Genomic DNA, 20,215 nt, shown 5'->3' with positions numbered 1-20,215 from the left:
GGTCTGATCAATGTCATATACCACCAAACTGATCATGGGTCTGATTGGCACCGCCTTGCTGGTGACCTTCATCAGTGGGTTGTCTCACAGCATCTCGTCGGGCTTTGCCGGTTTTTGGGGCGGCTTTCCTTTCATGGTGATCGCGATCATCGTCTGCGGAATGGCGATCTATGACTACTGGGATGAATGCATCCGGAAGAAATAACCCATGACAAAGCCCCGTTTGTGGATCACCCGCCGCCTCTCTGATGCCACCCTTGAACGCGCCGCCCGCGACTATGACACGGTTATCAATCACGAAGACACGCCGGGCAGCGCCGACGCGCTTATTGCCGCCAGCGCGGAATTTGACGCGATCATTCCCTGCCATTCGGAACATTTCAGCGCCGACGTCGCGGCACAGTTGGACCCCAGGCTGAAAATCATCGCCAATCACTCGGTGGGCGTTGACCATTGCGACCTGCCCGCACTGGCCGCACGGGGCATTACGGTGACCAACACGCCAGACGTGCTGTCGGATGCCACGGCAGAACTGGCCATGCTGTTGATGCTCGGGGCCGCGCGTCACGCGGTGGCAGGTGACCGGATCGTGCGCACTGGCGCGTGGGACTTCTGGTCACCCTCTTTCATGGTCGGCAAACAGGTGACGGGATCACGGCTGGGGATCATCGGCATGGGACGCGTCGGGCGTGCGTTTGCCGCCAAGGCGCGCGGGTTCGATATGGAAATCCACTATTATAACCGGAGCCCGCTACCCGAGGATATCGCCGCCGGTGCCACCTACCATGATACCGTCGAGAGCCTGCTGAGCGTGGCTGATTTTCTGTCCCTGCACTGCCCCGCGACACCGCAGACAACCAATCTGATGAATGCGGAACGCTTCGCCCTGTTGCCCAAGGGCGCTGTCATGGTGAATTCGGCCCGGGGTGCTCTGGTCGATGAGGCCGCCTTGCTGAAGGCGCTTGCCAGCGGTCAAATTGCGGCAGCGGGCCTTGACTGTTTTCAGGTGGAGCCCGGCGGCAACCCGGCATTTGCCGCGCATGATAACATCTTCATGCTGCCGCACATCGGCTCCGCGACCACACGCACACGCGATGCCATGGGATTTCGCGCGCTGGACAATCTGGATGCGTTCTTTGCGGGTCAAACCCCCAAGGACAAGCTCTAGCCGCTAAAAAGCGTCGCGTATTCCTCGCGCAACAGGTTCTTTTGCACCTTGCCCATGGTGTTTCGCGGCAACGCGTCCAGCAAAATCAGTTTTTGCGGATGTTTGAACCGCGCCAATTGATGCTGCACCGACGCATTGATGCGCGCTGTATCCGGCACCGCCCCTTTCTCGGGAACCACTATGCCGATCACGGTTTCCCCAAAATCGGGATGCGGCACGCCCACCACAGCGCTTTCCAGCACGCCGGGTTGCGCATCCAGCACGGCCTCTATCTCCTTGGGGTAGATATTGTAACCACCCGAAATGATCAGATCCTTGTTGCGCCCGACGATTTGAAGGTATCCCTGATCGTCAATGAGGCCGAGATCACCGGTGATGAAAAACCCATCTTCTCGCAGTTCTTCACGGGTTTTTTCGGGCATCTGCCAATAGCCCTTGAACACATTCGGGCCGCGCACTTCGATCTGGCCAATCTCGCCATCGGGCAATGTCGCACCCGTCGCCGGATCGGTCACTTTCAGTTCCACATCCGGCAAGGCAAATCCAACCGTTCCGGGCCTGCGGTCGCCGTCATAGGGGTTGGAGGTATTCATATTGGTTTCGGTCATGCCGTAGCGTTCCAGAATGCGGTGCCCCGTGCGATCTTCAAAGCGCATATGGGTTTCCGACAGCAGCGGCGCGCTTCCGGAAATGAAAAGCCGCATATGTGCCGCCAGATCCCGCGTGAAACGCGGATCGTCCAGAAGACGTGTGTAAAAGGTTGGCACACCCATCATTGATGTGGCCTGAGGCAAGCGGTCGATGATGGCGTCGCGATCAAATTTCGGCAGGAAAATCATGGAACCACAGGCCAGCAGGGTGATGTTGGTCGCAACAAAAAGCCCATGGGTGTGAAAGATCGGCAGCGCGTGCAGCAGCACATCGTCCTTGTCAAATCGCCACACCCGCGTGAGTGTTTCCGCGTTGGAAAGAAGATTGTTCTGCGTCAGCATCGCCCCTTTTGAGCGCCCGGTGGTCCCGGAGGTGTAGAGAAAGGCGGCCAGATCATCCGGGCCGCGTGCAACAGTCTCAAAACGCCCAGGCAAGGGGCGCGCAAGCTCCCACAGACTGCCCCGCCCATCCGCACCCAGCGTTTCGAGCTGTGTTTCATTTGCCTCGGCAATGGATATCAAGTCGTCTCTTTTCGCGGGATCACAAACCAGCAGGGCAGCCGCGCTGTTTTCGACAAAGTAGCTGACTTCGCTGGCGGTGTAGCCGGTATTGAGCGGCAAGAAAATGATGCCCGACTGAACGCAGGCCGCATAGACGGCCAGCGCCTGCGGGGACTTTTCGATCTGCACCGCCAGCCTGTCACCGGTGGAGACACCGAGGGCAGCAAATGCATGGGCAAAACGCGCCGCCATGTCCAGAAACGCGGCATGCGTCAGGGCCTTTCCATCGGGCAGAAAGAGGAAGGGCGTCTCTCTCTCCGCGTGGCGGCCAAAGAGCGTATCATAAAGCGGATTTGCCATCACCTTGCCCTCATTGCAGGGATTTCTGATATGCAGCAGCAAGGGTCTGAACCTCGACAGAGGCCGCAATACTGTGTTCGGTTGCGTATCCTTCATGATACTCCGCGACCCTTGGCAGGTCATAAAGGTAGTTGACCATTGCTCCCGACGATTGCGTCATGCCATTCGCCGAAAGGTCAGCGGCAGCATGCACATCGTGAACCAAAGCCCCGTTACCCAGATGAAAACGTGCAACAGGGTCGCGCGGACGGCCATCGGACCGTTTGACTTGCAAAAGATAATAGGCCGCCGCCTGACGCAACGCTTCTCCTTTCGCGACATCTTGCTTATCACGCTGAGGCATCCAATCGTTCAACCCCGGAATCGGCGACAGTGTGACAAACGTCTCAATACCCGGCAGATCGCGTGACAAGTCCGCAGCCACTTGTTTGATCAACGAATTGCCGAACGAAATACCCGCAAGGCCGGCCTGACAATTGGAAATGGAATAAAAGACAGCCGTATCTGCTTCGATTGCGTCCAGGGTATCGCGTTCCTCTGACAATACTGTCTGAATGGCCCCGGGAACCCCTTTGGTCAACGCCACCTCGACAAATATCAACGGCTCATTTGGCATCGCCGGATGGAAAAATGCATAGCAGCGCCGGTCGCTGGGCTGGACCCGTCTGCGCAGGTCTTCCCAACTGCCAATGGCGTGCACCGCCTCATAGGCAATTATCTTTTCAAGGATTTCGGCGGCGCTTTCCCAGTTGATCGGGCGTAGAACCAGAAATCCCCTATTGAACCAGGACGAAAAGAGATGTTTGAAATCCTGATCCACCAGATCGAAAGCGGGGTTTTCCGGTAAGAGTTCGCGCAAATCCGCGCGCAGTTTTACTAATTGCGCCGTGGCACCGGGCACCCGGTTCAATCTGCGCGCCAACTCCTGCCGCCGGGGCTCAACCGCCTGCATGAAAGCCAGGTATGTGGATTTGTTCGGGATGGATTCGTATTTCGCCAACGCCGTATGAACCGCTTCTGGCATTAGTCCTAGGTCATTGGTCAGAAACCAGAAAAACGCCGCTTTCTCTGCGACGCTCATTTGGTTATAGCGGTCTAGAATGTACCGTGCCGTCACTGAGCCTGATACTTCGCCAGCACTTCCCAGCAGGTCAAAACATAGCTCCTGAATGCTGCGCCCGCTCAGCTCCGGTTCCAGCGCACTGCGGTAGCGGCGCTCGAAAACAGAAGAGAGAAGATCGGCAAAAAGGCTCAAAACGAGGGTCCCATGACAGCATCCGGCAGCCATGTGGCGAGACCGGGGAAAACGCACAGCAAGACGATGGCAATGACCATACAGGCGACGAAGGGCAATGAACCGGTCAGAATGGTCTTGAGCGAAATATCGGGCGCGATGCCGTTGATGACATAAAGGTTCAGGCCGACCGGCGGGCTGATCAGACCGATTTCCATATTGATGGTCAGCACAACCGCAAACCAGATGGGATCAAAGCCGGCTGTTGTGATGATCGGCAGAAGGATGGGTGCCGCCATCAGAATCACGGCAACCGGGGGCAGGAAAAACCCGGCGATCAGCAAAAACACATTGACCGTGCCCATCAATACCCAACGATTGACATCCAGCGTGCCGATCCATTCCGCGATGGACTGGGTGATAAAGAGGCTCGACAGCATGTAGGAGAAAACACCGGCAGCGGCGATGATGAACAGGATCATCACGCTCTCCTTGGTGCTGTCACGCAAAACCGTCCATAAGGCAGCGGGTGCCCAGAGTTTGTAGATCACCATGGCGATGAGCAGACAAAGGAGAGCGCCCACGGCGGCGGTCTCCGATGGTGTCGCGATGCCGCCGTACATCGCATAGAGCACCCCCAGAATGATGCCAAGAAACGGCAGGACACGCGGCAGGATTTCGAACCTTTCGCGCCACGTGTAGCTGCCCGCGGTCAGCAGCTGTGCATTGCCCGATTTCCATGTGGAATAGAGAGACCACGCCATGAAGAGCGCCACCAGAAGCAGCCCCGGAATGACACCGGCCAGAAAAAGCCTGCCAATCGATGTCTCCGTCGCGATGCCGTAAACAATCATGGTCACCGATGGCGGGATCAGAATGCCCAGGGTGCCGCCGGCGGCGATGGAGCCTGCTGCGACCCCATCGGGGTAGCCGCGTTTGCGCATCTCCGGAATGCCCATTTTGCCGATGGCGGCACAGGTCGCGGGGCTTGATCCCGACATGGCCGCAAAAAGCGCGCAGGCCCCAAGGTTGGAGATGACGAGGCCGCCGGGCACCCGCGTCAGCCAGCGTTCGAGGGCTTCATAGAGGTCCGCGCCCGCACGTGTCGATGCGATGGAGGCCCCCATGATGATGAACATCGGGATCGACAGCAGCGCGAAATTGTCCAGCTTGCCGAAGAGGATTTCCGGCATGAGTTCCAGCGAGCGCATGCCGTCGAAGATCATCAGAAACCCTGCCGAGACGATCAGCAACCCCACCGCGACAGAGACACCGGAAAACAACACGATGATGGTGCAAAGCGCCACAAGCGCGCCCAGCAAAAGCGGATCCATCAGCTTTCCTCCAGACCGAACGGGGCTTCCGTTCCGGTCAGCACACCCACCAGGTCCGCCACCAGTTGCAACAGCAGCAGTCCAAATCCGATGGGCAGGGCAAGATACGGTATCCACAGCCGCACACCCCAAACGGTGTCGGACCGCCAGCCGCGATCCCAGGCGAAGTGCCAGTATTCATAGCCATACCAGAGCATCACGCCAATGATCGCGATGGACAGCGACAGCGTGATCACAGCCAGAACCCGCCTGCCCCGCGGCGGCAAGGCCAGTGGGATCAGATCAACATTCACATGACCCCGCAGGCGCTGCACATAGGGCAGTCCGACCAGAGTTGCCGCCACCACCAGGTAGATCACCATTTCTGTCTGCCAGACCGTGGAGCCGTTCAGGACAAACCGCACGAAAATCATCTGACAGGTAATGCCCACAGCCAGCACGATCATCGCAGCTGAGCACCACCCCGCGACGGTGGACAACGCCGCGACGAGCCGCAAGAACGGATGATTGCCAACTTGCGCGCTGACAGCGGTGTTTTGACCGGCCATGAAATTGTCCTGACTGCTGGAAGAAACGGGGCGGCAGGTTCGTGCCGCCCGGGCGGGTTATTCGACCGCCAGTGCCATGTCGAGCAACGCCTGCCCGTCCGGAACATCCGCCACGAAAGCCTTGTAGGATGTTTCCTTGGCAATCGCCTGCCAGGCGGCGAAATCCTCTGCCGTCATCTGGGCGATCTCGACCCCTGCGTCCTCAAACACCTTGACCGATGCGGCATCCTGCTTCTTGGCTTCCTCCAGATAGAAAGCCTCCGCTTTCTCGGAAGCATCCAGAAGCGCTGTTTGCTGGGCTTCCAACAGGCCATCGAAGGTGGATTTATTCATCAGAACCGGTTGGTACATGAACCAGAGCGCCACGTCTGACGCCGGTGTGTAGCATGTGACCTGCTCATAAATCCGATAAGAAACAAAGGATGACGACGATGTGTTTGCCGCCGTCAAAACGCCTGTCTGCATGGCGTTGTAGATCTCCGAAGACGCCATGGAGGCAATGGAAGCCCCTGCACCCGCCAACATCTGTTCAAACGCCTTGCCCGCCGCGCGTGTCTGCTGACCTACCACGTCTTCGGGCTTTGTGATGCATTTATCCTTGCCCACGAAACCGCCCGCCAGATAGCCGTGCACAAGCACCATGACATCATCATCCGCCATCTTGGCTTCCAGCGCTTCCATGAAGGGGCTGTCGCTCAAGCGCGCGGCGTGGTCGTGGTTCTTTACCAGCCCCGGCATCAGCGTCAGGTTATAGGCGGGTTGCTGGCCGCCCGCATAGCTGAGCGGCAGAACGGTCATGTCCAGCTGACCACGGCTCAAAGGCTTATACTGCTCGCGGGGCTTGAAAAGCGATTTCGAGCCGAAAATCTTGATGTCCAGATCGACATCTGCGGCGGCAACCTCATCGGCGATGATCTGGGCGACCTGATGACGAATATCCTTGTTCGACCATTGATGCGACAGACGCAGTTCGGTTGCTTGTGCGGACATGGCAAAAGTAGCAAGAGCAGCGCCAAGCGCTGCGGACAGCATTTTCGATTTCATTGTTTCCTCCCAGAATGCCGGGCTTTTTGCGCCCGGGAATGTTTTCAGCATTTCCCCCTTCGCATTCAAAGTCAATATTCTTGTATACAATATTGTGATTGTTGAGCACTTCGTTTCCTACTAAAGTGACACCATGGATATGCGTCACGCCGACAGAATTGCCGATGCCCTCGAAGAACTGGTCTTCACCGGTCAATTCAATGACGGCGACCGGCTGGATGAAATACGCCTGGCAAAACAGTTTGGCGTCTCGCGCACACCCATTCGCGAGGCACTGCAACGTCTTGTGGCATCGGGCATTGCCGAGCAACTGCCGCGCCGGGGGGTTTTTGTGCGCCAGCCCGGGCCCGTTGAGTTGATGGAAATGTTCGAAACCATGGCCGAAATCGAAGCGGTCTGCGGAAGGCTGGCCGCACGCAGGATCACCGACGCGGCATTAGCCGATCTGGAACATGCAAACGCATTGTGTCGTGAAGCGGTCGCCTCGGGTGACACAGATGGCTATTACCGCGAAAACGAGCGGTTTCATCACACCATCTATACGGAATCCGGCAACAGCTATCTGGCCGGACAAGCGGTGCGGTTGCACCGACGGCTAAAACCGTTTCGCCGCCTGCAACTGCGCCTGCGCGGGCGGATGGCGCAATCCATGGCCGAGCACGAAGAGATCGTCTCAGCCCTCAAAGCGGGAGCCGATGAGCGCGCGGCCAAAGTGCTGCGCAAACATGTCGGCATTCAGGGCGAGAAATTCCGCCACCTCATGACAGAGCTGCGCACCGCCGCGCAATAGCTCACTCGCCCAGACGCACCGCCTGACCGGATGTCTGATCGGCTGCTGAGAATCCGGCGTCGTTCAGAACATAGTTGGCCCCAAAGGCGATCACGACCATCGCGATGGCTGCAAGAAGTATCTCTCTCATGTGGATCCCGCCTGCGATTTCTTTTTCTCGACTTCCGCCGTCCAGATGCTGTGGTGTTCACGCGCCCACTGCAGTTCGACCTCGCCTTTGCCCATCGCGTCATAGGCACCTTCCATGCCCACGGAGCCGATGTAGATATGCGCGATGATGATGGCCATCAGGACAAAGCTCACTATGGCGTGCCACAATTGGGCATATTGCATCTCTTCATGCGGGGCGAGGGATGTGGCCAATTCCCCCAAGCCAAGCAGTTGCGGCAAGCCGAGCGCGTTCAGCTTTTCAAAGGTGATGGCAAACATCGGCAACTCAAAGGGAAACAGAAGTGACAGACCGGAGACTGAAATGGAGCCGCCCAACAGGATGACCGACCAGAAGATCAGCTTCTGACCCGCATTGAACTTCTTGGCGGGCGGATGCCCCCCGCCAAAAATGCCGCCACCTTTGAGAATCCAGTTGATGTCCGTCCGGTCGGGCAGATTGTGGATCACCCAGAAGACAAAGACCAGGATCAGCGCCAGCATAAACGCCCAGGAAACATTGTTATGTATCCACTTTGATCCAATCGCCAGCGTCGCGAAAGCCTCATGCCCAAAGGCCGGGATCAGCAGTTTGCGCCCTGCCAGCGTGACCAGCCCGGTGATGCCCAGCAGGATGAACGATCCCGCCAATAACCAATGCGCAAACCGTTCCACCGAATTGAATCGCAAAATGGTCTGGCCGGTCTTTTCACCGTCAATGCGGATGCGCCCGCGGATCAGGAAAAATACAGCGAGCAGGATCACCATACCACCGAGCAGCCAGCCACCGTATTTGAGCAGCGGCCCCTGACGGAATTCCAGCCACCACATGCCGCCATCCTGGATCAGCACATCGGCCGCAGGTCCGCGCGCCTGTGTGGTAATGGCCGCCGAATTGTAGCGGTAGGCGCGCCACAGATCAGGATCAGATGCGCCACCCAAGGTCCCCAATTGCCCGCTGATCGGAGCCGCGCTTTCCGGGCTGCCTGTCACATCACTTCGGAAACTGTCGTCAACCTTCAGCCCCTCCTGACGCTTCATGATGTCTTCAAGCGTCTGCGCGCCGCCTGTGGCGCTCCGATCGACGGGTTGTTCTGCCTCCTGTGCGTGCACGGGGATCGACAGGACCACTGAGACCACCAAAAGACAAAGAAGACGAAGCATGAGCATATCCTGTTTGGCTAAGACACTCAGGGCGGCCCGTTTGAGCCGCCCCTGAGGTATTTTTCAAAGTGACCAGAGGCGGTTAGCCCCCTTTCTGGTCATAGGCGGTACCCCACCCCCAAGCACCGGACCCAAACCCGCGCGCCACGACACGTTCGCGGTAGATGCTGGAAACGACGTCGCCGTCACCGGCCAGCAGTGCCTTGGTCGCGCACATCTCCGCACAGATCGGCAGCTTGCCTTCGGCGATGCGGTTGCGGCCATATTTGGCGAACTCGGCTGTGGAGTTGTTTTCTTCCGGACCCCCGGCACAGAAGGTACATTTGTCCATCTTGCCACGCGATCCGAAGTTGCCCGCCTGCGGGAACTGCGGCGCACCGAAGGGGCATGCGTAGAAACAGTATCCACACCCAATGCAGAGGTCCTTGGAGTGCAGAACGACGCCTTCTTCGTTCTGATAGAAGCAATCCACCGGACAGACGGCCATACAGGGCGCGTCCGAACAATGCATACAAGCCACGGAAATCGACCGTTCGCCCGGCGAGCCGTCATTGATGGTGACGACCTTCCGGCGGTTGATGCCCCATGGCACTTCATGTTCGTTTTTACAGGCTGTAACGCAGGCGTTGCATTCAATGCAGCGTTCGGCGTCGACGAGAAATTTTGCTCTAGCGGCCATTTTTCATACTCCCCTTATGCTGCCCAGATTTTGCAGAGCGTCGATTTCGTCTCTTGCATCTGTGTCACGCTGTCATAGCCATAGGTCTGCGCCGTGTTCGACGCCTCCCCCAGAACGTAAGGATCGGCCCCTTCGGGATATTTATCCCTCAGATCGACCCCTTCGAGATGCCCGCCGAAGTGGAAAGGCATGAAGGCCACACCGGCGGCAACACGCTCGGTGACCATGGCCATCACTTTGACCTTGCCACCCTCGGGACCTTCGACCCAGACCTGTTCGCCATCGCGAATGCCAAGGTTATTGGCATCGCGAGTGTTCACTTCGACAAACATGTCCTGTTGAAGCTCCGCCAACCATGGGTTCGACCGCGATTCGTCGCCGCCGCCCTCATATTCGACCAGACGACCCGAGGTCAGGATCATCGGATACTCTTGAGAGAAATCCTGATCCTGGATCGACTTGTACATCGTCGGCAGACGCCAGAACTTCTTGTCCTCATAGGTTGGATAATCGGCGACCAGATCGCGACGGTTGGTGTAGAGCGGTTCGCGGTGCACCGGCACTGGATCCGGGAAGGTCCAGACCACGGCGCGGGCCTTGGCATTGCCGAAAGGCGCACAGCCATGGGCAATCGCAACCCGCTGGATACCGCCCGACAGGTCGGTTTTCCAGTTGGTCTTGGGCCCGGCGACCGCGTCAATGGCAGCGCGTTCATCCGCTGTCAGATCACCGTCCCATCCAAGGTCCATCAGCATCTGCATCGTGAACTCAGGATAACCGTCCTGAATTTCCGAACCCACCGATGCGACCCCTTCGGCCAGCAGGTTATCGCCATCACGCTCCACCCCAAAGCGGGCGCGGAACGTCAGCCCCCCTTCGGCCACCGGTTTGCTCATGTCATAGAGGTTCGGTGTGCCGGGGTGGTTCATCTCTGCCGTGCCCCAGCTTGGCCATGGCAGACCGTAGTAATCGCCATCCGCCGGTCCACCCACAGCCCGCAGTGTCGTGCGGTCGAACGTATGCTGGTTCGCCATGTGCTTTTTCAGGCGCTCGGGCGACTGGCCGGTATAGCCGATTGTCCACATGCCGCGATTGAACTCGCGGGTGATGTCCTCGACGTTGGGTTCTTCGCCATCCATCGCGATATTGCGGAAAAGCTTGTCGTGAAAGCCGAACTTCTTGGCAAACATCGAGATGATCGTGTGATCCGGCAAAGATTCAAAGATCGGATCAACAACCTTGTCCCGCCACTGCAATGACCGGTTGGAGGCCGTCACCGACCCGCGTGTCTCAAACTGCGTACAGGCTGGCAGCAGATACACACCATCCTGACGGTCCTGCAACACGGCGGAAACCGTCGGATAGGGGTCAACAACCACCATCAGGTCCAGTTTCTCCATCGCCGTCTTCATTTCTTTCTGACGGGTCTGTGAGTTCGGCGCATGACCCCAGAGAACCATGGCGCGGGTATTGTCGGGCTGGTCGATGTTTTCTGCATCCTCCAGAACACCGTCGATCCAGCGCGACACCGGGATGCCGGTCTCATTCATCATCATCCGGTCGGTGCCGTCTTTTCCGGCCCCTTCCATGACCGCGAAACGGCCTTTGAGCCAGTCAAGGTCTTCTTCCCAGACACGGGCCCAATGCGCCCAAGATCCGGGCTTGAGGCCATAGTACCCCGGCAATGTATTGGCCAGAACACCAAGGTCGGTGGCCCCCTGAACATTGTCGTGTCCGCGGAAAATGTTGGTGCCGCCACCCGACGTGCCCATGTTGCCTAGGGCCAGCTGCAACACGCAATATGCGCGCGTATTGTTATTGCCGTTAGTGTGCTGCGTGCCGCCCATGCACCAGATCACCGTGCCGGGGCGGTTGTTGGCCAGCGTCCGGGCCACGCGTTTGAGCTGGCTGCCGGGCGTGCCGGTCACGCGCTCAACCTCTTCAGGTGTCCAGCGGGCCACTTCTTCCTTGATCTGGTCCATGCCCCAGACACGCGTACGGATGAACTCCTTGTCCTCCCACTCGTTGTCGAAGATGTGCCACAGGATCCCCCAGACCAAGGCAACGTCCGTACCCGGACGGAACCGCACATATTCATCCGCATGCGCCGCTGTGCGCGTGAAGCGCGGGTCGCAAACGATCATCGGTGCGTTGTTCTGTTCCTTGGCGCGCAGGATATGCAGCAGGGAAACCGGGTGCGCTTCGGCAGGGTTGCCGCCAATCAGGAAAATCGCCTTGGAATTGTGGATGTCGTTGTAGCTGTTGGTCATGGCGCCGTAGCCCCATGTGTTGGCCACACCGGCCACCGTGGTCGAGTGGCAAATCCGCGCCTGGTGATCGACGTTGTTCGTGCCCCAATAGGCGGCGAACTTGCGGAACAGATAGGCCTGTTCGTTATTGTGCTTGGCCGAGCCGAGCCAGTAGACGGAATCCGGTCCGCTTTCTTCGCGGATTTTGTTCATGCCGTCGCCGATCTCGTTGATCGCCTGCTCCCAGGAGATGCGCACCCACTCGCCGTTCTCCTTCTTCATCGGGTACTTGAGACGTCGCTCGCCATGAGCGTGTTCGCGCACAGCCGCCCCCTTGGCACAATGCGCACCCAGATTGAACGGGCTGTCCCAGCCAGGCTCCTGACCTGTCCAGACGCCATTGGCGACCTCTGCGATGACCGTGCAGCCGACCGAACAGTGGGTGCAAACCGATTTGATCGTCTGAACCGCGCCATCGACCGCCGACTGCGCCGAGGCTTGCGTGACCGATCCGCCGGTTGCGGAAATCGCCGCCAACCCGCCAATCGCAAGGCCCGATCCGCGTAGAAACGCGCGGCGATCCACTGGTTTTTCGGCCACTTCCGTCAGGATGTTCGTCCGTCCGGCGCGTTGTGTGACCCTATTGGTCTTTTTTCTTAACATGTTTTCCTCCCTTGCTGCCCCGATCAGGTGGCTAGGTGTTTTGGGGGTTCAAAGACGGTCAGGGCGCGTCATCCGACGGGCCCGGAAGTCTCAGAACCGTGTGCTGTCCAGATACGCGCGCGTATGTGCGGTGTCCTGCATCTTGTCCGAGGTCGGATCGACCGGCGAGGCCTCAGCCGATCCCGACCCTGCGGCCACGGCGACCGCCGCTGCCGGGGCAGCGGTGCCCGCGAGTTTCAGGAAATCCCGGCGGTTTGTGCCGCCTTCCGATTTCGTTGCCATGTGTCTTCCTCCCTTTCGTCTTACTCTGAGCGGCGTCCCGCCCCTTGTGGCAGATCAAACTGCCGTCATTCTGAATGCTTCTTTCTCGATCACCATGAATTCACGCCCAACGGCCCCGACCGATCCATAAAGGACAGATGTTTTCGCGGCCTCCAGATCCGAATAGAAATGCGTGGCCCAGGGCGCGATGTGATTGTTGAAAAACATCCGCTGCGCTTCCAGCGACGCAGGTTGGCCAAACCGGCCCACGATCAGGCCGCCCATGATTTCCATCAACGATGCCATGCTGTCCTCGGGCTCAAAGACATTTTCCGCGCGGGTAATCTGATGCGCCGTCATGTCGCTGCGCAGCCGTGCCAGCGGTTTTTCGTTCAGGAAACCGGTCAGGTAATAACTGGCGTAGGGCAATAGCTCCCCGCGCCCGAGACCAATGAAAAGCGCATTGAATTCGCGCTCGACCGCCTTGAGCTTGCTGGCCCTGGCAACGCGCGCAAGACCCGCAACCGCGTGCCCCAGATCACTGTCATCACCCGAAAGTTCCGACATCTGATCAAGCAAAATCTGATCCGCGGGACGCGCCAGCGCCAGCCCCAGGAAATTATACAAATCCGCCCGCAGACGGTCTTCCGGGGCGACATCCATCATATCGGCGGCGGCACTCATACGGCAGCCTCCTCGAATCTGAAACGCATGCGGCGCGGCGCGGGGTCGGATACCTCTGTTTCAACCGATGGCAAGGGTGCGGGCTCCGACGTGACCTCTTCGGCAGCGGAAACCGCTTCAGGCGTCTCGATCTCTTCCTCCGGCTCACACGGTCCTTCTGCTTCCACTTCTGCGACTTGCTTGGCGGCTTCTTCCTGACGCGCCACCTCTTCAAGATGGGACATCATGCCCTTGCCCACCTGATACGCGGTCTTTATGGGCTCCATCGCCAGCATGGCGGCGCGGTAATCATCATCATATTCGTTCAGCCCATCCACACAGGCCAATACAGGATTGCTGCGCCACAACGACCGCAACGCCCTGTTTTGCAGGTGTTTGGGCACATCACGCGCCATGAAGGCGGCAAAATCATCCCCGGCCTGCAAGCTTTCTGGCGCAGGCAGGCCAAGCTCTTCGAGCACTTCTGCATCGTCCTTTTCAGCGAACGCCGCTTCCTGCTCCGCTGCGATTTCGGCGCGGGCCTCCGCTTCTGCTTCGGCCTGAACGGCGGCGCGTCGGCGCGCCCAGAAAGTGCCCTGTGCGCTCATTCTGCCGCTTCTCTTAGTGAACGCGGCGCACGGTAAACATCCGTGGCCTGTGAAATACGCGCGTCCCCGATGCCGTCCTGCTTGCGGTCCATGCGCAACTTGTCGCGACGGCGTTTCACGAAGGCCTCTTCGACGTAGTGCTCCGCGACGAATTCGGCGACCCATGCGTGCAGCGCTGGCGGCATCGGCACGCGTTCAACAATTTCTTCACCGCTGTCGGAATAATCCTGCGCCTCATAAGGCGAGAAGGTCACCTGCAAGACGTTCAACGGCACATCGGTGTCGTCATCCGCTTCGGGTTCTCGCATGATGACATAGACCGACGGCTGCTGCGCCTGAAGCTCATGCGCATAGGCCTCAGCGTCAGAGACATAAAGCCACGCATCAAGCGTCGTTGCATGAAACTCGGCCACATCGCCCTCTTCACGCATCAATTTCCAGGAGGCATCCGGCGCCCCAGGCAGAACGGATGTAGCCTTCCAGGCCCACTTGCTCCAAACGGTCGCGCCACGCGTTCTGCGCAGGACAACACCCAGCTTTAGTGACTTTGAATTTGGATAGACGACTCCCAAGGGAACCTCTCAAGCGCACGGTTGGTAAGATCACTTTACCAAATCATCCCCGTTATCCTAGGAAAATTTGCCTGCAATCGCACACAATTGTGTGCCCTTCTGCGCATAAATTATTTTGCATTTTATCAAGCACCTGAAAACACTTACCTTTGGGGGTTTTGCATTTCATCTGACCCTCGGGTTGAACGGCCATTTGATGTATCAATACCCAACCCTCTCCAGTTGAATTGCTCGAATCTGGTTTACGAGGGCTCACATTCCTGCCTAGCTATGCGCCGATGGCCGTCGGCGACAATGCTTCAAGACATCGGTCTGCTGGGAGAGATATGACCAAGAAACTCATTCTGTGTGATTGCCTCGGCAGCCAACCGATCAACGCGCAAGCGCTCGAAAACGCGGCTGGTGTCACCTGCAGCAAGGTTTTGACAGAGGCATGCGGCAAGCAGATCAAAGAGACTGCTGGCTTGCTGACCGAAGCGGGTACCTTGATCGCGTGCCAGCAGGAAGCCCCGCTTTTCAGAGAGTTAGCAGACGAAATTCAGGTAGATACCCCCGGCTTTGTTGATATCAGAGATCGCGGCGGGTGGTCAGATGAGGCGGATACGGCCGGTCCCAAGATGGCCGCACTCGTCGCCGAAGCCCTGCTGCCTCAACCCTCTGAAAAATCCGTGGATGTGGTTTCGACCGGTGCCTGTCTGATCCTGGGCGAGGCTGACGTGGCATTGAAGGCAGCGGCCGATCTGTCGGATATTCTGGCAGTGACCGTTCTGGTAGATCATCCCATAGATGCCCTCCCCGGCGCGCAATTTGACGTCGTAAGTGGCCAGTTGACCCGTGCCAGCGGCACTTTTGGCGCCTTCAACCTGCGCATTGATCACCTTCAACAAACGATCGCGGGCGGACGTGGTTCCACCACTTGGACCGAGGCAAAAGACGGGGCGCTGACGGAATGCGATATCATTCTCGATCTGCGTGCCCAGCCCCCTCTGTTCCCTGCCCCGGAAAAACGCGACGGCTATTTGCGTGCCGATCCGGGCAGCCAATCGGCGGTGGCCAAGGCGGTACTTGAAGCATCGCAACTGATCGGCACCTTTGAAAAACCGCTTTATCTACGCTTTGAGGAAACTCTGTGTGCGCATTCTCGCGCCGAACAAGCGGCCTGTTCCAAATGCCTCGACATCTGCCCGACAGGTGCCATTACGTCTGCGGGCGAGCATGTGGCGATTGACCCGATGATCTGTGCCGGGTGCGGTGCCTGTTCCGCGCTCTGCCCGTCAGGCGCGATCACCTATGACGCGCCACCGGTTGCAACAATTTTCTCGCGCATTCACACGCTTGCCAGCACGTATCGCAAGGCCGGTGGCGATGCCCCACGCCTACTGGTGCACGACGATTTGGGCGCGGAGATGATCTCTCTCAGCGCGCGCTTCGATCATGGGCTGCCGGCGGATGTCATCCCCTTGTCAGTGTCAGCGCTTGCCGGTTTTGGCCATGCAGAGATGCTGGCCGCACTGGCAAGTGGCTTCAGTTCGGTTTCCATCCTGTTGGCCCCCAGGACCGAACGTGCGGTTCTCGAAAGCGAAGCCGAAGTTGCCTCGGCGATTGCGGGTCAGAACACCATCACATTGCTGGACATTGCCGATCCGGACGCTTTGAGTGACGCGCTTTACACGGACAGCAAAGCCACAGGGGTTAAGGCCCCTGTGCTGCCATTGGGATCGCGCCGACAGGTCACACGGCTTGCCGCCAAAACCTTGCAACCGGATACTGAGACAATCCCTTTACCCACAGCAGCGCCCTACGGTGCCATTCTCGTCGATCAGGACGCCTGCACGCTGTGCCTGTCCTGCGTGTCGCTGTGCCCGTCAGGCGCGTTGGGGGACAATCCCGACAAACCCCAGCTCAGGTTTCAGGAAGATGCCTGCCTGCAATGCGGCTTGTGCAGCAATATCTGCCCCGAGGATGCGATCATCCTGACCCCGCAACTGAACCTGACCGATGAAGCCTTCACGCAAAAAGTGCTCAACGAAGAAGACCCCTTTGCCTGCGTCGAATGCGGCGCGCTATTTGGGTCGAAATCCACCGTTGAGCGCATCATGGAAAAACTCGCGGGCAATCACGCGATGTTCTCAAATCCGGCAAGGGCGCGGATGATCCAGATGTGCGAGAACTGTCGCATTCAGGCGCAATATCATTCGGAAAACAACCCGTTTGCCGGGGGCGATCGCCCCGCTGTGCGGACCACCGACGACTACCTGAGCAAACGCAAGGATCATTGAAGTTGCAGCGGCGCGCCCAGATCGGCGGGTGGAATGCCCGCAACATAGGCGAGGATCGCTTCGAGGTCTTCAAAGGTCATCTCCATCGGCACAATCGGCGGCGGCAAGGTGGGGTCAAAAGGATCGGTGACATCCTCGATCTGGGTGAAACTGGGATGCGGGTTGCGCAAATGGAACGTGGCAAAGCGGTCATCCCAATCACGCATCGACCGCAACACCGAAAAAGACGGGGTCGCGCCCATACCGTTCATGCGGTTTTTCTCGTTAATCACGTGGCAGCGACCGCACATGCGCAAAGACAGTTCCTCGCCTTCCACCGGATCGCCGTCATAGGTCAGAACCGGCGTTACGGCGACGGCTTTGACTTCCGTCGAAAAGCTGCTGCCATCTGGGGCCACAAAACTCTCGATTGTGCGGCGACCGATGTCCGACCGCAACCAGGTTGCAAAACGCTCCGCCCTTTCGCTGCCGTCATGTTCGAATGCCCAGCGTTCGCCCAGGCCTTCAAAAAGCGCTCGGCCTTGCGCGCTAAACCGCATCTGGGCCGGATCGCCTGCGCCGACCCGCGTGATGCGCACGCCGGTTTTCAGCACGAAGCGCGGTACGAGAAACTGGGCAAATCCGGATGTTTCAAGCGCCTCAGGCACCGCCAGTCGCAAGTCCTCTTGCGCAGACACGGGCCGCAGGGCACAAATCACAAGCAACATCGCCAAGAAGACCCGCACGTACCCTCCCAAATATCGCCGGTGAGGATTTCAGCCTAGAACCAGTCCTCCCGAACCGTCAAGTTTTCAAAACATTCCCCAGCCAAAGCAGCCAGAAGGAGCCCAGCATGAGCGACGATTTCAACATGTCCATGCGCAAATTTCTCAAACAGGTCGGTGTGACCTCGCAGCAAGCCATCGAAGAGGCCATGCGCGACGCCGGTGACACCACCGGCCAGACCTACACCGCCAAGGTGGTCCTCACAGTGGACGGTCTTGATCTGGAACATGTGGTGACGGGCCAGATCACCGGCCGTGCGGACGGATAATCACGCATGAGCCTGACACGCGATGACGTTTTAAGCGTCTTGAAAACGGTCACTGACCCGGTGACCGAGACCGACATCATGGCCGCAGGGCTGGTCAAGGCGCTGACGGTGAGCGACACCGGCGACGTGCGTTTCGTGATCGAAATCCCGCCGTCGCAGGCCAAGCTTTATAGCGAGGTGCAGGCGGTAGCGGAAAATGCTGTGACTGCAATACCGGGTGTCGGCAATGTTTCTGTGGTGATGACGGCCCACAGCACGCCGTCCGCCCCGCCCGATCTCAAACTTCAGAGATCCGCGCCAACCGGTCCGCAACAGATCCCGGGCATCGACAGGATCATCGCTATTGCGTCGGGCAAGGGTGGCGTTGGCAAATCGACCGTTGCCTCCAACATAGCCTGTGCGTTGGTGGCCGAAGGGCGGCGCGTTGGGCTCCTGGATGCGGATGTTTACGGGCCATCGCAGCCGCGCATGCTGGGGGTTTCCGGGCGTCCGGCCTCCCCCGACGGCAAAACGATTTTGCCCATGCGCAACTTTGGCGTGACCATGATGTCAATCGGCCTGATGACCAACGACGATCAGGCGGTTGTCTGGCGCGGCCCGATGCTGATGGGGGCGCTGCAGCAGATGATGACACAGGTGCAATGGGGTGCACTGGACGTGCTGATCGTTGACCTGCCACCCGGCACAGGCGATGTGCAGATGACGCTGGCGCAAAAGGCGCAGGTCGACGGGGCCATTGTGGTTTCCACGCCGCAGGACGTCGCGCTGATGGATGCGCGCAAGGGCATTGACATGTTCAACCAGCTTGGCACGCCCATTCTGGGCATGATCGAAAACATGTCGACGCATATCTGTTCGAACTGTGGTCACGAGGAACATGTCTTCGGACATGGTGGCGTGGCCACTGAGGCGGAGAAGCTGGGCGTGCCGCTGCTGGCAGAAATCCCGTTGCATCTGGACATTCGACTGGCCGCAGACGGCGGCGCACCCATTGTCGTCTCCAAACCCGACAGTCCGCAGGCGGAGGCGTTCCGCCACGTGGCCCGCGCCCTGATTGCTGACGGAAAAGCATGAGCGGACCGGGATTTCCGCCGCTCTTTCAGGGGCTTGCAACGGCGGGTGCCGATCCGGTCGCCATCGCATGTACCGAAGCGCGCAGGGGCTGCGATGCGGGCCTTGTGACCTATGATATCGGTCTGGACAGTCTGCGCGCGGCCATCGTCTTTGCCCCCGAAGTCTCTCTGAACGAGGCCATGATCATGCTGCCGATCTGCGGCGTTGGGTTTCAGAATGCACTGGGCGCCTTGGCCCCTCCCGAAGTTTCGGTACATCTGGAATGGCAGGGCGACATCCGCGTCAACGGCGCCAGTTGCGGCGCCCTGACCATCGCGGCATCAACCGTCGATGCCGACGCGGAGCCGGACTGGCTGGTGGTTGGCCTGACGCTGCCGCTTTGGTCCGACGGAGCGGAGACGGGAGAGACGCCCGACAGGACCACGCTTGCCGATGAGGGATGCAGCGAGGTTGACCCAACCGATTTGCTGGAGGCTTGGGTACGTCACACATTGGTCTGGATCAACCGCTGGGACGAAGAAGGCGTCAAACCGGTGCACAGTGAATGGACGGGTCTGGCCCACGGCATGGGCGAAACCGTGTCTCAGAGTGGCAAAACAGGCAAATTCCTCGGCATTGACGAAAATTTCGGATTGTTGTTGCAGCAGAACGATCAGACAATGATCATACCGATCACCGATACCCTGACGGAGGTTCCATGAAACTGGCGCGCGCCATTCATTTCGACGACAGCGACACCCGCGTGTTTCACAGCCCGGCGCGCACCGGTGAATGGTGCATATCGGGTGGGTTTGAATTCTCAAACTGGTCGGAGGGGGATCTGACCGGCAAGGCCAAGCAAGCCTTCACCAATGGCTGGATGGGGATCGAGACCTTTGGCCGCGCGAGCTTTGTGGCGGTCACGCAGATCGAAGAGGCCGAACGCGACGCGCTTGCCGCCGCCCTCGCCCAGCATTTCGTCGACATCTATGGCGCACCCTCCGTCGAGGCCGCCATGGGCGTGGCCATGGAAGAGATCACCCAGATGGCGGCACTTTGCGAAGATCAGGAGTTCAACACGCTGCTGACGGTGACGCGCGAACTCACCGAGGCTGGTGTGAAAGAGAGCTACCGCATGATCGAGCCACAAGACGCCGGGATCGAACAATTCGCGATCCACGGGTCACTGGATGACGAGCCACACCAGCATTAAGA

22 protein-coding genes are annotated in these 20,215 nt (G+C 58.9%); 8 read left to right on the top strand and 14 right to left on the bottom strand.

The features are described 5' to 3' along the window. Positions 1-10: 10 nt before the first annotated feature. Positions 11-205: a hypothetical protein gene (locus tag ACOTTU_RS06450; protein ID WP_425656729.1), complete on the top strand. Its 195-nt coding sequence runs from the start codon at positions 11-13 to the stop codon at positions 203-205. 3 nt (positions 206-208) lie between these two features. Then, the gene (locus ACOTTU_RS06445; RefSeq protein WP_425656727.1) at positions 209-1,168 is read left to right on the top strand and encodes a 2-hydroxyacid dehydrogenase; all 960 of its coding nucleotides are present in this window, start codon (positions 209-211) and stop codon (positions 1,166-1,168) included. On the opposite strand, the gene ACOTTU_RS06440 is transcribed toward ACOTTU_RS06445, so the two are convergent. The 5 genes from ACOTTU_RS06440 to dctP are packed head-to-tail and all read right to left on the bottom strand — an operon-like array spanning position 1,165 to position 6,839. Further along, a complete protein-coding gene (locus tag ACOTTU_RS06440; protein WP_425656725.1) occupies positions 1,165-2,679 on the bottom strand; it encodes a malonate--CoA ligase in 1,515 nt (504 codons plus the stop codon). The two genes, ACOTTU_RS06445 and ACOTTU_RS06440, sit on opposite strands and share 4 nt — an antisense overlap. Before the next feature lie 10 nt (positions 2,680-2,689). After that, positions 2,690-3,934 carry a malonyl-CoA decarboxylase gene (locus ACOTTU_RS06435; RefSeq protein ID WP_425656724.1) on the bottom strand — a complete coding sequence of 415 codons (1,245 nt, stop codon included), beginning with the start codon at positions 3,932-3,934 and terminating at the stop codon, positions 2,690-2,692. Next, positions 3,931-5,247, bottom strand: coding sequence for a TRAP transporter large permease (locus ACOTTU_RS06430; RefSeq protein WP_425656723.1), 1,317 nt, complete (start codon positions 5,245-5,247; stop codon positions 3,931-3,933). The genes ACOTTU_RS06435 and ACOTTU_RS06430 overlap by 4 nt, the downstream gene beginning before the upstream one ends. After that, positions 5,247-5,795: a TRAP transporter small permease gene (locus ACOTTU_RS06425; protein WP_298917236.1), complete on the bottom strand. Its 549-nt coding sequence runs from the start codon at positions 5,793-5,795 to the stop codon at positions 5,247-5,249. Before ACOTTU_RS06425 ends, ACOTTU_RS06430 begins: the two co-directional genes overlap by 1 nt. Positions 5,796-5,852: 57 nt before the next feature. Next, positions 5,853-6,839, bottom strand: a complete 987-nt coding sequence (dctP, locus tag ACOTTU_RS06420; protein ID WP_425656721.1) for a TRAP transporter substrate-binding protein DctP — start codon at positions 6,837-6,839, stop codon at positions 5,853-5,855. 133 nt (positions 6,840-6,972) lie between these two features. Here dctP and ACOTTU_RS06415 point away from each other — a divergent pair, with 133 nt between their 5' ends. Continuing rightward, entirely contained in the window at positions 6,973-7,629 is a 657-nt protein-coding gene (locus ACOTTU_RS06415; protein WP_298917231.1) for a GntR family transcriptional regulator, read from the top strand. Between the two features lies 1 nt (position 7,630). Here ACOTTU_RS06415 and ACOTTU_RS06410 read toward each other — a convergent pair whose 3' ends face one another. The 8 genes from ACOTTU_RS06410 to ACOTTU_RS06375 all read right to left on the bottom strand — a co-directional run bounded on the left by ACOTTU_RS06410 (position 7,631) and on the right by ACOTTU_RS06375 (position 14,635). Next, the gene (locus ACOTTU_RS06410) at positions 7,631-7,759 is read right to left on the bottom strand and encodes a hypothetical protein (protein WP_298917228.1); all 129 of its coding nucleotides are present in this window, start codon (positions 7,757-7,759) and stop codon (positions 7,631-7,633) included. After that, positions 7,756-8,940 carry a formate dehydrogenase subunit gamma gene (locus ACOTTU_RS06405; RefSeq protein ID WP_425656719.1) on the bottom strand — a complete coding sequence of 395 codons (1,185 nt, stop codon included), beginning with the start codon at positions 8,938-8,940 and terminating at the stop codon, positions 7,756-7,758. The genes ACOTTU_RS06410 and ACOTTU_RS06405 overlap by 4 nt, the downstream gene beginning before the upstream one ends. A gap of 82 nt (positions 8,941-9,022) precedes the next feature. Next, complete coding sequence (gene fdh3B, locus ACOTTU_RS06400) at positions 9,023-9,619, bottom strand: formate dehydrogenase FDH3 subunit beta (protein ID WP_219506207.1); 597 nt, start codon at positions 9,617-9,619, stop codon at positions 9,023-9,025. Positions 9,620-9,633: 14 nt separating this feature from the next. After that, positions 9,634-12,531: a formate dehydrogenase subunit alpha gene (locus tag ACOTTU_RS06395; RefSeq protein WP_425656717.1), complete on the bottom strand. Its 2,898-nt coding sequence runs from the start codon at positions 12,529-12,531 to the stop codon at positions 9,634-9,636. A 90-nt stretch (positions 12,532-12,621) separates the two neighbouring features. Continuing rightward, complete coding sequence (locus ACOTTU_RS06390; protein WP_298917208.1) at positions 12,622-12,813, bottom strand: twin-arginine translocation signal domain-containing protein; 192 nt, start codon at positions 12,811-12,813, stop codon at positions 12,622-12,624. A gap of 54 nt (positions 12,814-12,867) precedes the next feature. Next, complete coding sequence (locus ACOTTU_RS06385; protein WP_425656715.1) at positions 12,868-13,476, bottom strand: TorD/DmsD family molecular chaperone; 609 nt, start codon at positions 13,474-13,476, stop codon at positions 12,868-12,870. Further along, on the bottom strand, positions 13,473-14,063 hold the full coding sequence (locus ACOTTU_RS06380; RefSeq protein WP_425656713.1) for a DUF3306 domain-containing protein: 591 nt from the start codon (positions 14,061-14,063) through the stop codon (positions 13,473-13,475). Before ACOTTU_RS06380 ends, ACOTTU_RS06385 begins: the two co-directional genes overlap by 4 nt. After that, a complete protein-coding gene (locus tag ACOTTU_RS06375) occupies positions 14,060-14,635 on the bottom strand; it encodes a DUF3305 domain-containing protein (RefSeq protein WP_298917201.1) in 576 nt (191 codons plus the stop codon). Before ACOTTU_RS06375 ends, ACOTTU_RS06380 begins: the two co-directional genes overlap by 4 nt. A gap of 326 nt (positions 14,636-14,961) precedes the next feature. On the opposite strand from ACOTTU_RS06375, the gene ACOTTU_RS06370 reads away from it, so the two are divergent. Beyond that, positions 14,962-16,914, top strand: coding sequence for a 4Fe-4S binding protein (locus ACOTTU_RS06370; protein WP_425656711.1), 1,953 nt, complete (start codon positions 14,962-14,964; stop codon positions 16,912-16,914). Here the strand turns inward: ACOTTU_RS06370 and ACOTTU_RS06365 are convergent. Next, complete coding sequence (locus tag ACOTTU_RS06365) at positions 16,908-17,639, bottom strand: hypothetical protein (RefSeq protein ID WP_425656709.1); 732 nt, start codon at positions 17,637-17,639, stop codon at positions 16,908-16,910. The genes ACOTTU_RS06370 and ACOTTU_RS06365 overlap by 7 nt on opposite strands. A 107-nt stretch (positions 17,640-17,746) precedes the next feature. Between ACOTTU_RS06365 and ACOTTU_RS06360 the strand changes: the two genes are divergently transcribed. The 4 genes from ACOTTU_RS06360 to ACOTTU_RS06345 are packed head-to-tail and all read left to right on the top strand — an operon-like array spanning position 17,747 to position 20,213. Next, the gene (locus tag ACOTTU_RS06360; protein WP_298917195.1) at positions 17,747-17,947 is read left to right on the top strand and encodes a DUF6494 family protein; all 201 of its coding nucleotides are present in this window, start codon (positions 17,747-17,749) and stop codon (positions 17,945-17,947) included. Between the two features lie 6 nt (positions 17,948-17,953). Then, positions 17,954-19,021 carry an Mrp/NBP35 family ATP-binding protein gene (locus ACOTTU_RS06355; RefSeq protein ID WP_425656707.1) on the top strand — a complete coding sequence of 356 codons (1,068 nt, stop codon included), beginning with the start codon at positions 17,954-17,956 and terminating at the stop codon, positions 19,019-19,021. Beyond that, on the top strand, positions 19,018-19,722 hold the full coding sequence (locus ACOTTU_RS06350; protein ID WP_425656705.1) for a DUF4444 domain-containing protein: 705 nt from the start codon (positions 19,018-19,020) through the stop codon (positions 19,720-19,722). The genes ACOTTU_RS06355 and ACOTTU_RS06350 overlap by 4 nt, the downstream gene beginning before the upstream one ends. Beyond that, on the top strand, positions 19,719-20,213 hold the full coding sequence (locus ACOTTU_RS06345) for a DUF6505 family protein (RefSeq protein ID WP_425656703.1): 495 nt from the start codon (positions 19,719-19,721) through the stop codon (positions 20,211-20,213). The genes ACOTTU_RS06350 and ACOTTU_RS06345 overlap by 4 nt, the downstream gene beginning before the upstream one ends. Positions 20,214-20,215 lie beyond the last annotated feature (2 nt).

Source organism: Roseobacter sp. EG26, from assembly GCF_049830555.1.
Classification (GTDB): domain Bacteria; phylum Pseudomonadota; class Alphaproteobacteria; order Rhodobacterales; family Rhodobacteraceae; genus Roseobacter.
Note: the sequence above shows the minus strand (reverse complement) of the source record. Positions and strands in the feature narration are given on the sequence as shown.

Coding starts and splice junctions, on each gene's coding strand:
- ACOTTU_RS06450 (WP_425656729.1), top strand. CDS start 11: ATGTCATATACCACCAAACTGATCATGGGTCTGATTGGCACCGCCTTG.
- ACOTTU_RS06445 (WP_425656727.1), top strand. CDS start 209: ATGACAAAGCCCCGTTTGTGGATCACCCGCCGCCTCTCTGATGCCACC.
- ACOTTU_RS06440 (WP_425656725.1), bottom strand. CDS start 2,679: ATGGCAAATCCGCTTTATGATACGCTCTTTGGCCGCCACGCGGAGAGA.
- ACOTTU_RS06430 (WP_425656723.1), bottom strand. CDS start 5,247: ATGGATCCGCTTTTGCTGGGCGCGCTTGTGGCGCTTTGCACCATCATC.
- ACOTTU_RS06425 (WP_298917236.1), bottom strand. CDS start 5,795: ATGGCCGGTCAAAACACCGCTGTCAGCGCGCAAGTTGGCAATCATCCG.
- dctP (WP_425656721.1), bottom strand. CDS start 6,839: ATGAAATCGAAAATGCTGTCCGCAGCGCTTGGCGCTGCTCTTGCTACT.
- ACOTTU_RS06415 (WP_298917231.1), top strand. CDS start 6,973: ATGGATATGCGTCACGCCGACAGAATTGCCGATGCCCTCGAAGAACTG.
- ACOTTU_RS06410 (WP_298917228.1), bottom strand. CDS start 7,759: ATGAGAGAGATACTTCTTGCAGCCATCGCGATGGTCGTGATCGCCTTT.
- ACOTTU_RS06405 (WP_425656719.1), bottom strand. CDS start 8,940: ATGCTTCGTCTTCTTTGTCTTTTGGTGGTCTCAGTGGTCCTGTCGATC.
- fdh3B (WP_219506207.1), bottom strand. CDS start 9,619: ATGGCCGCTAGAGCAAAATTTCTCGTCGACGCCGAACGCTGCATTGAA.
- ACOTTU_RS06395 (WP_425656717.1), bottom strand. CDS start 12,531: ATGTTAAGAAAAAAGACCAATAGGGTCACACAACGCGCCGGACGGACG.
- ACOTTU_RS06390 (WP_298917208.1), bottom strand. CDS start 12,813: ATGGCAACGAAATCGGAAGGCGGCACAAACCGCCGGGATTTCCTGAAA.
- ACOTTU_RS06385 (WP_425656715.1), bottom strand. CDS start 13,476: ATGAGTGCCGCCGCCGATATGATGGATGTCGCCCCGGAAGACCGTCTG.
- ACOTTU_RS06380 (WP_425656713.1), bottom strand. CDS start 14,063: ATGAGCGCACAGGGCACTTTCTGGGCGCGCCGACGCGCCGCCGTTCAG.
- ACOTTU_RS06370 (WP_425656711.1), top strand. CDS start 14,962: ATGACCAAGAAACTCATTCTGTGTGATTGCCTCGGCAGCCAACCGATC.
- ACOTTU_RS06360 (WP_298917195.1), top strand. CDS start 17,747: ATGAGCGACGATTTCAACATGTCCATGCGCAAATTTCTCAAACAGGTC.
- ACOTTU_RS06355 (WP_425656707.1), top strand. CDS start 17,954: ATGAGCCTGACACGCGATGACGTTTTAAGCGTCTTGAAAACGGTCACT.
- ACOTTU_RS06350 (WP_425656705.1), top strand. CDS start 19,018: ATGAGCGGACCGGGATTTCCGCCGCTCTTTCAGGGGCTTGCAACGGCG.
- ACOTTU_RS06345 (WP_425656703.1), top strand. CDS start 19,719: ATGAAACTGGCGCGCGCCATTCATTTCGACGACAGCGACACCCGCGTG.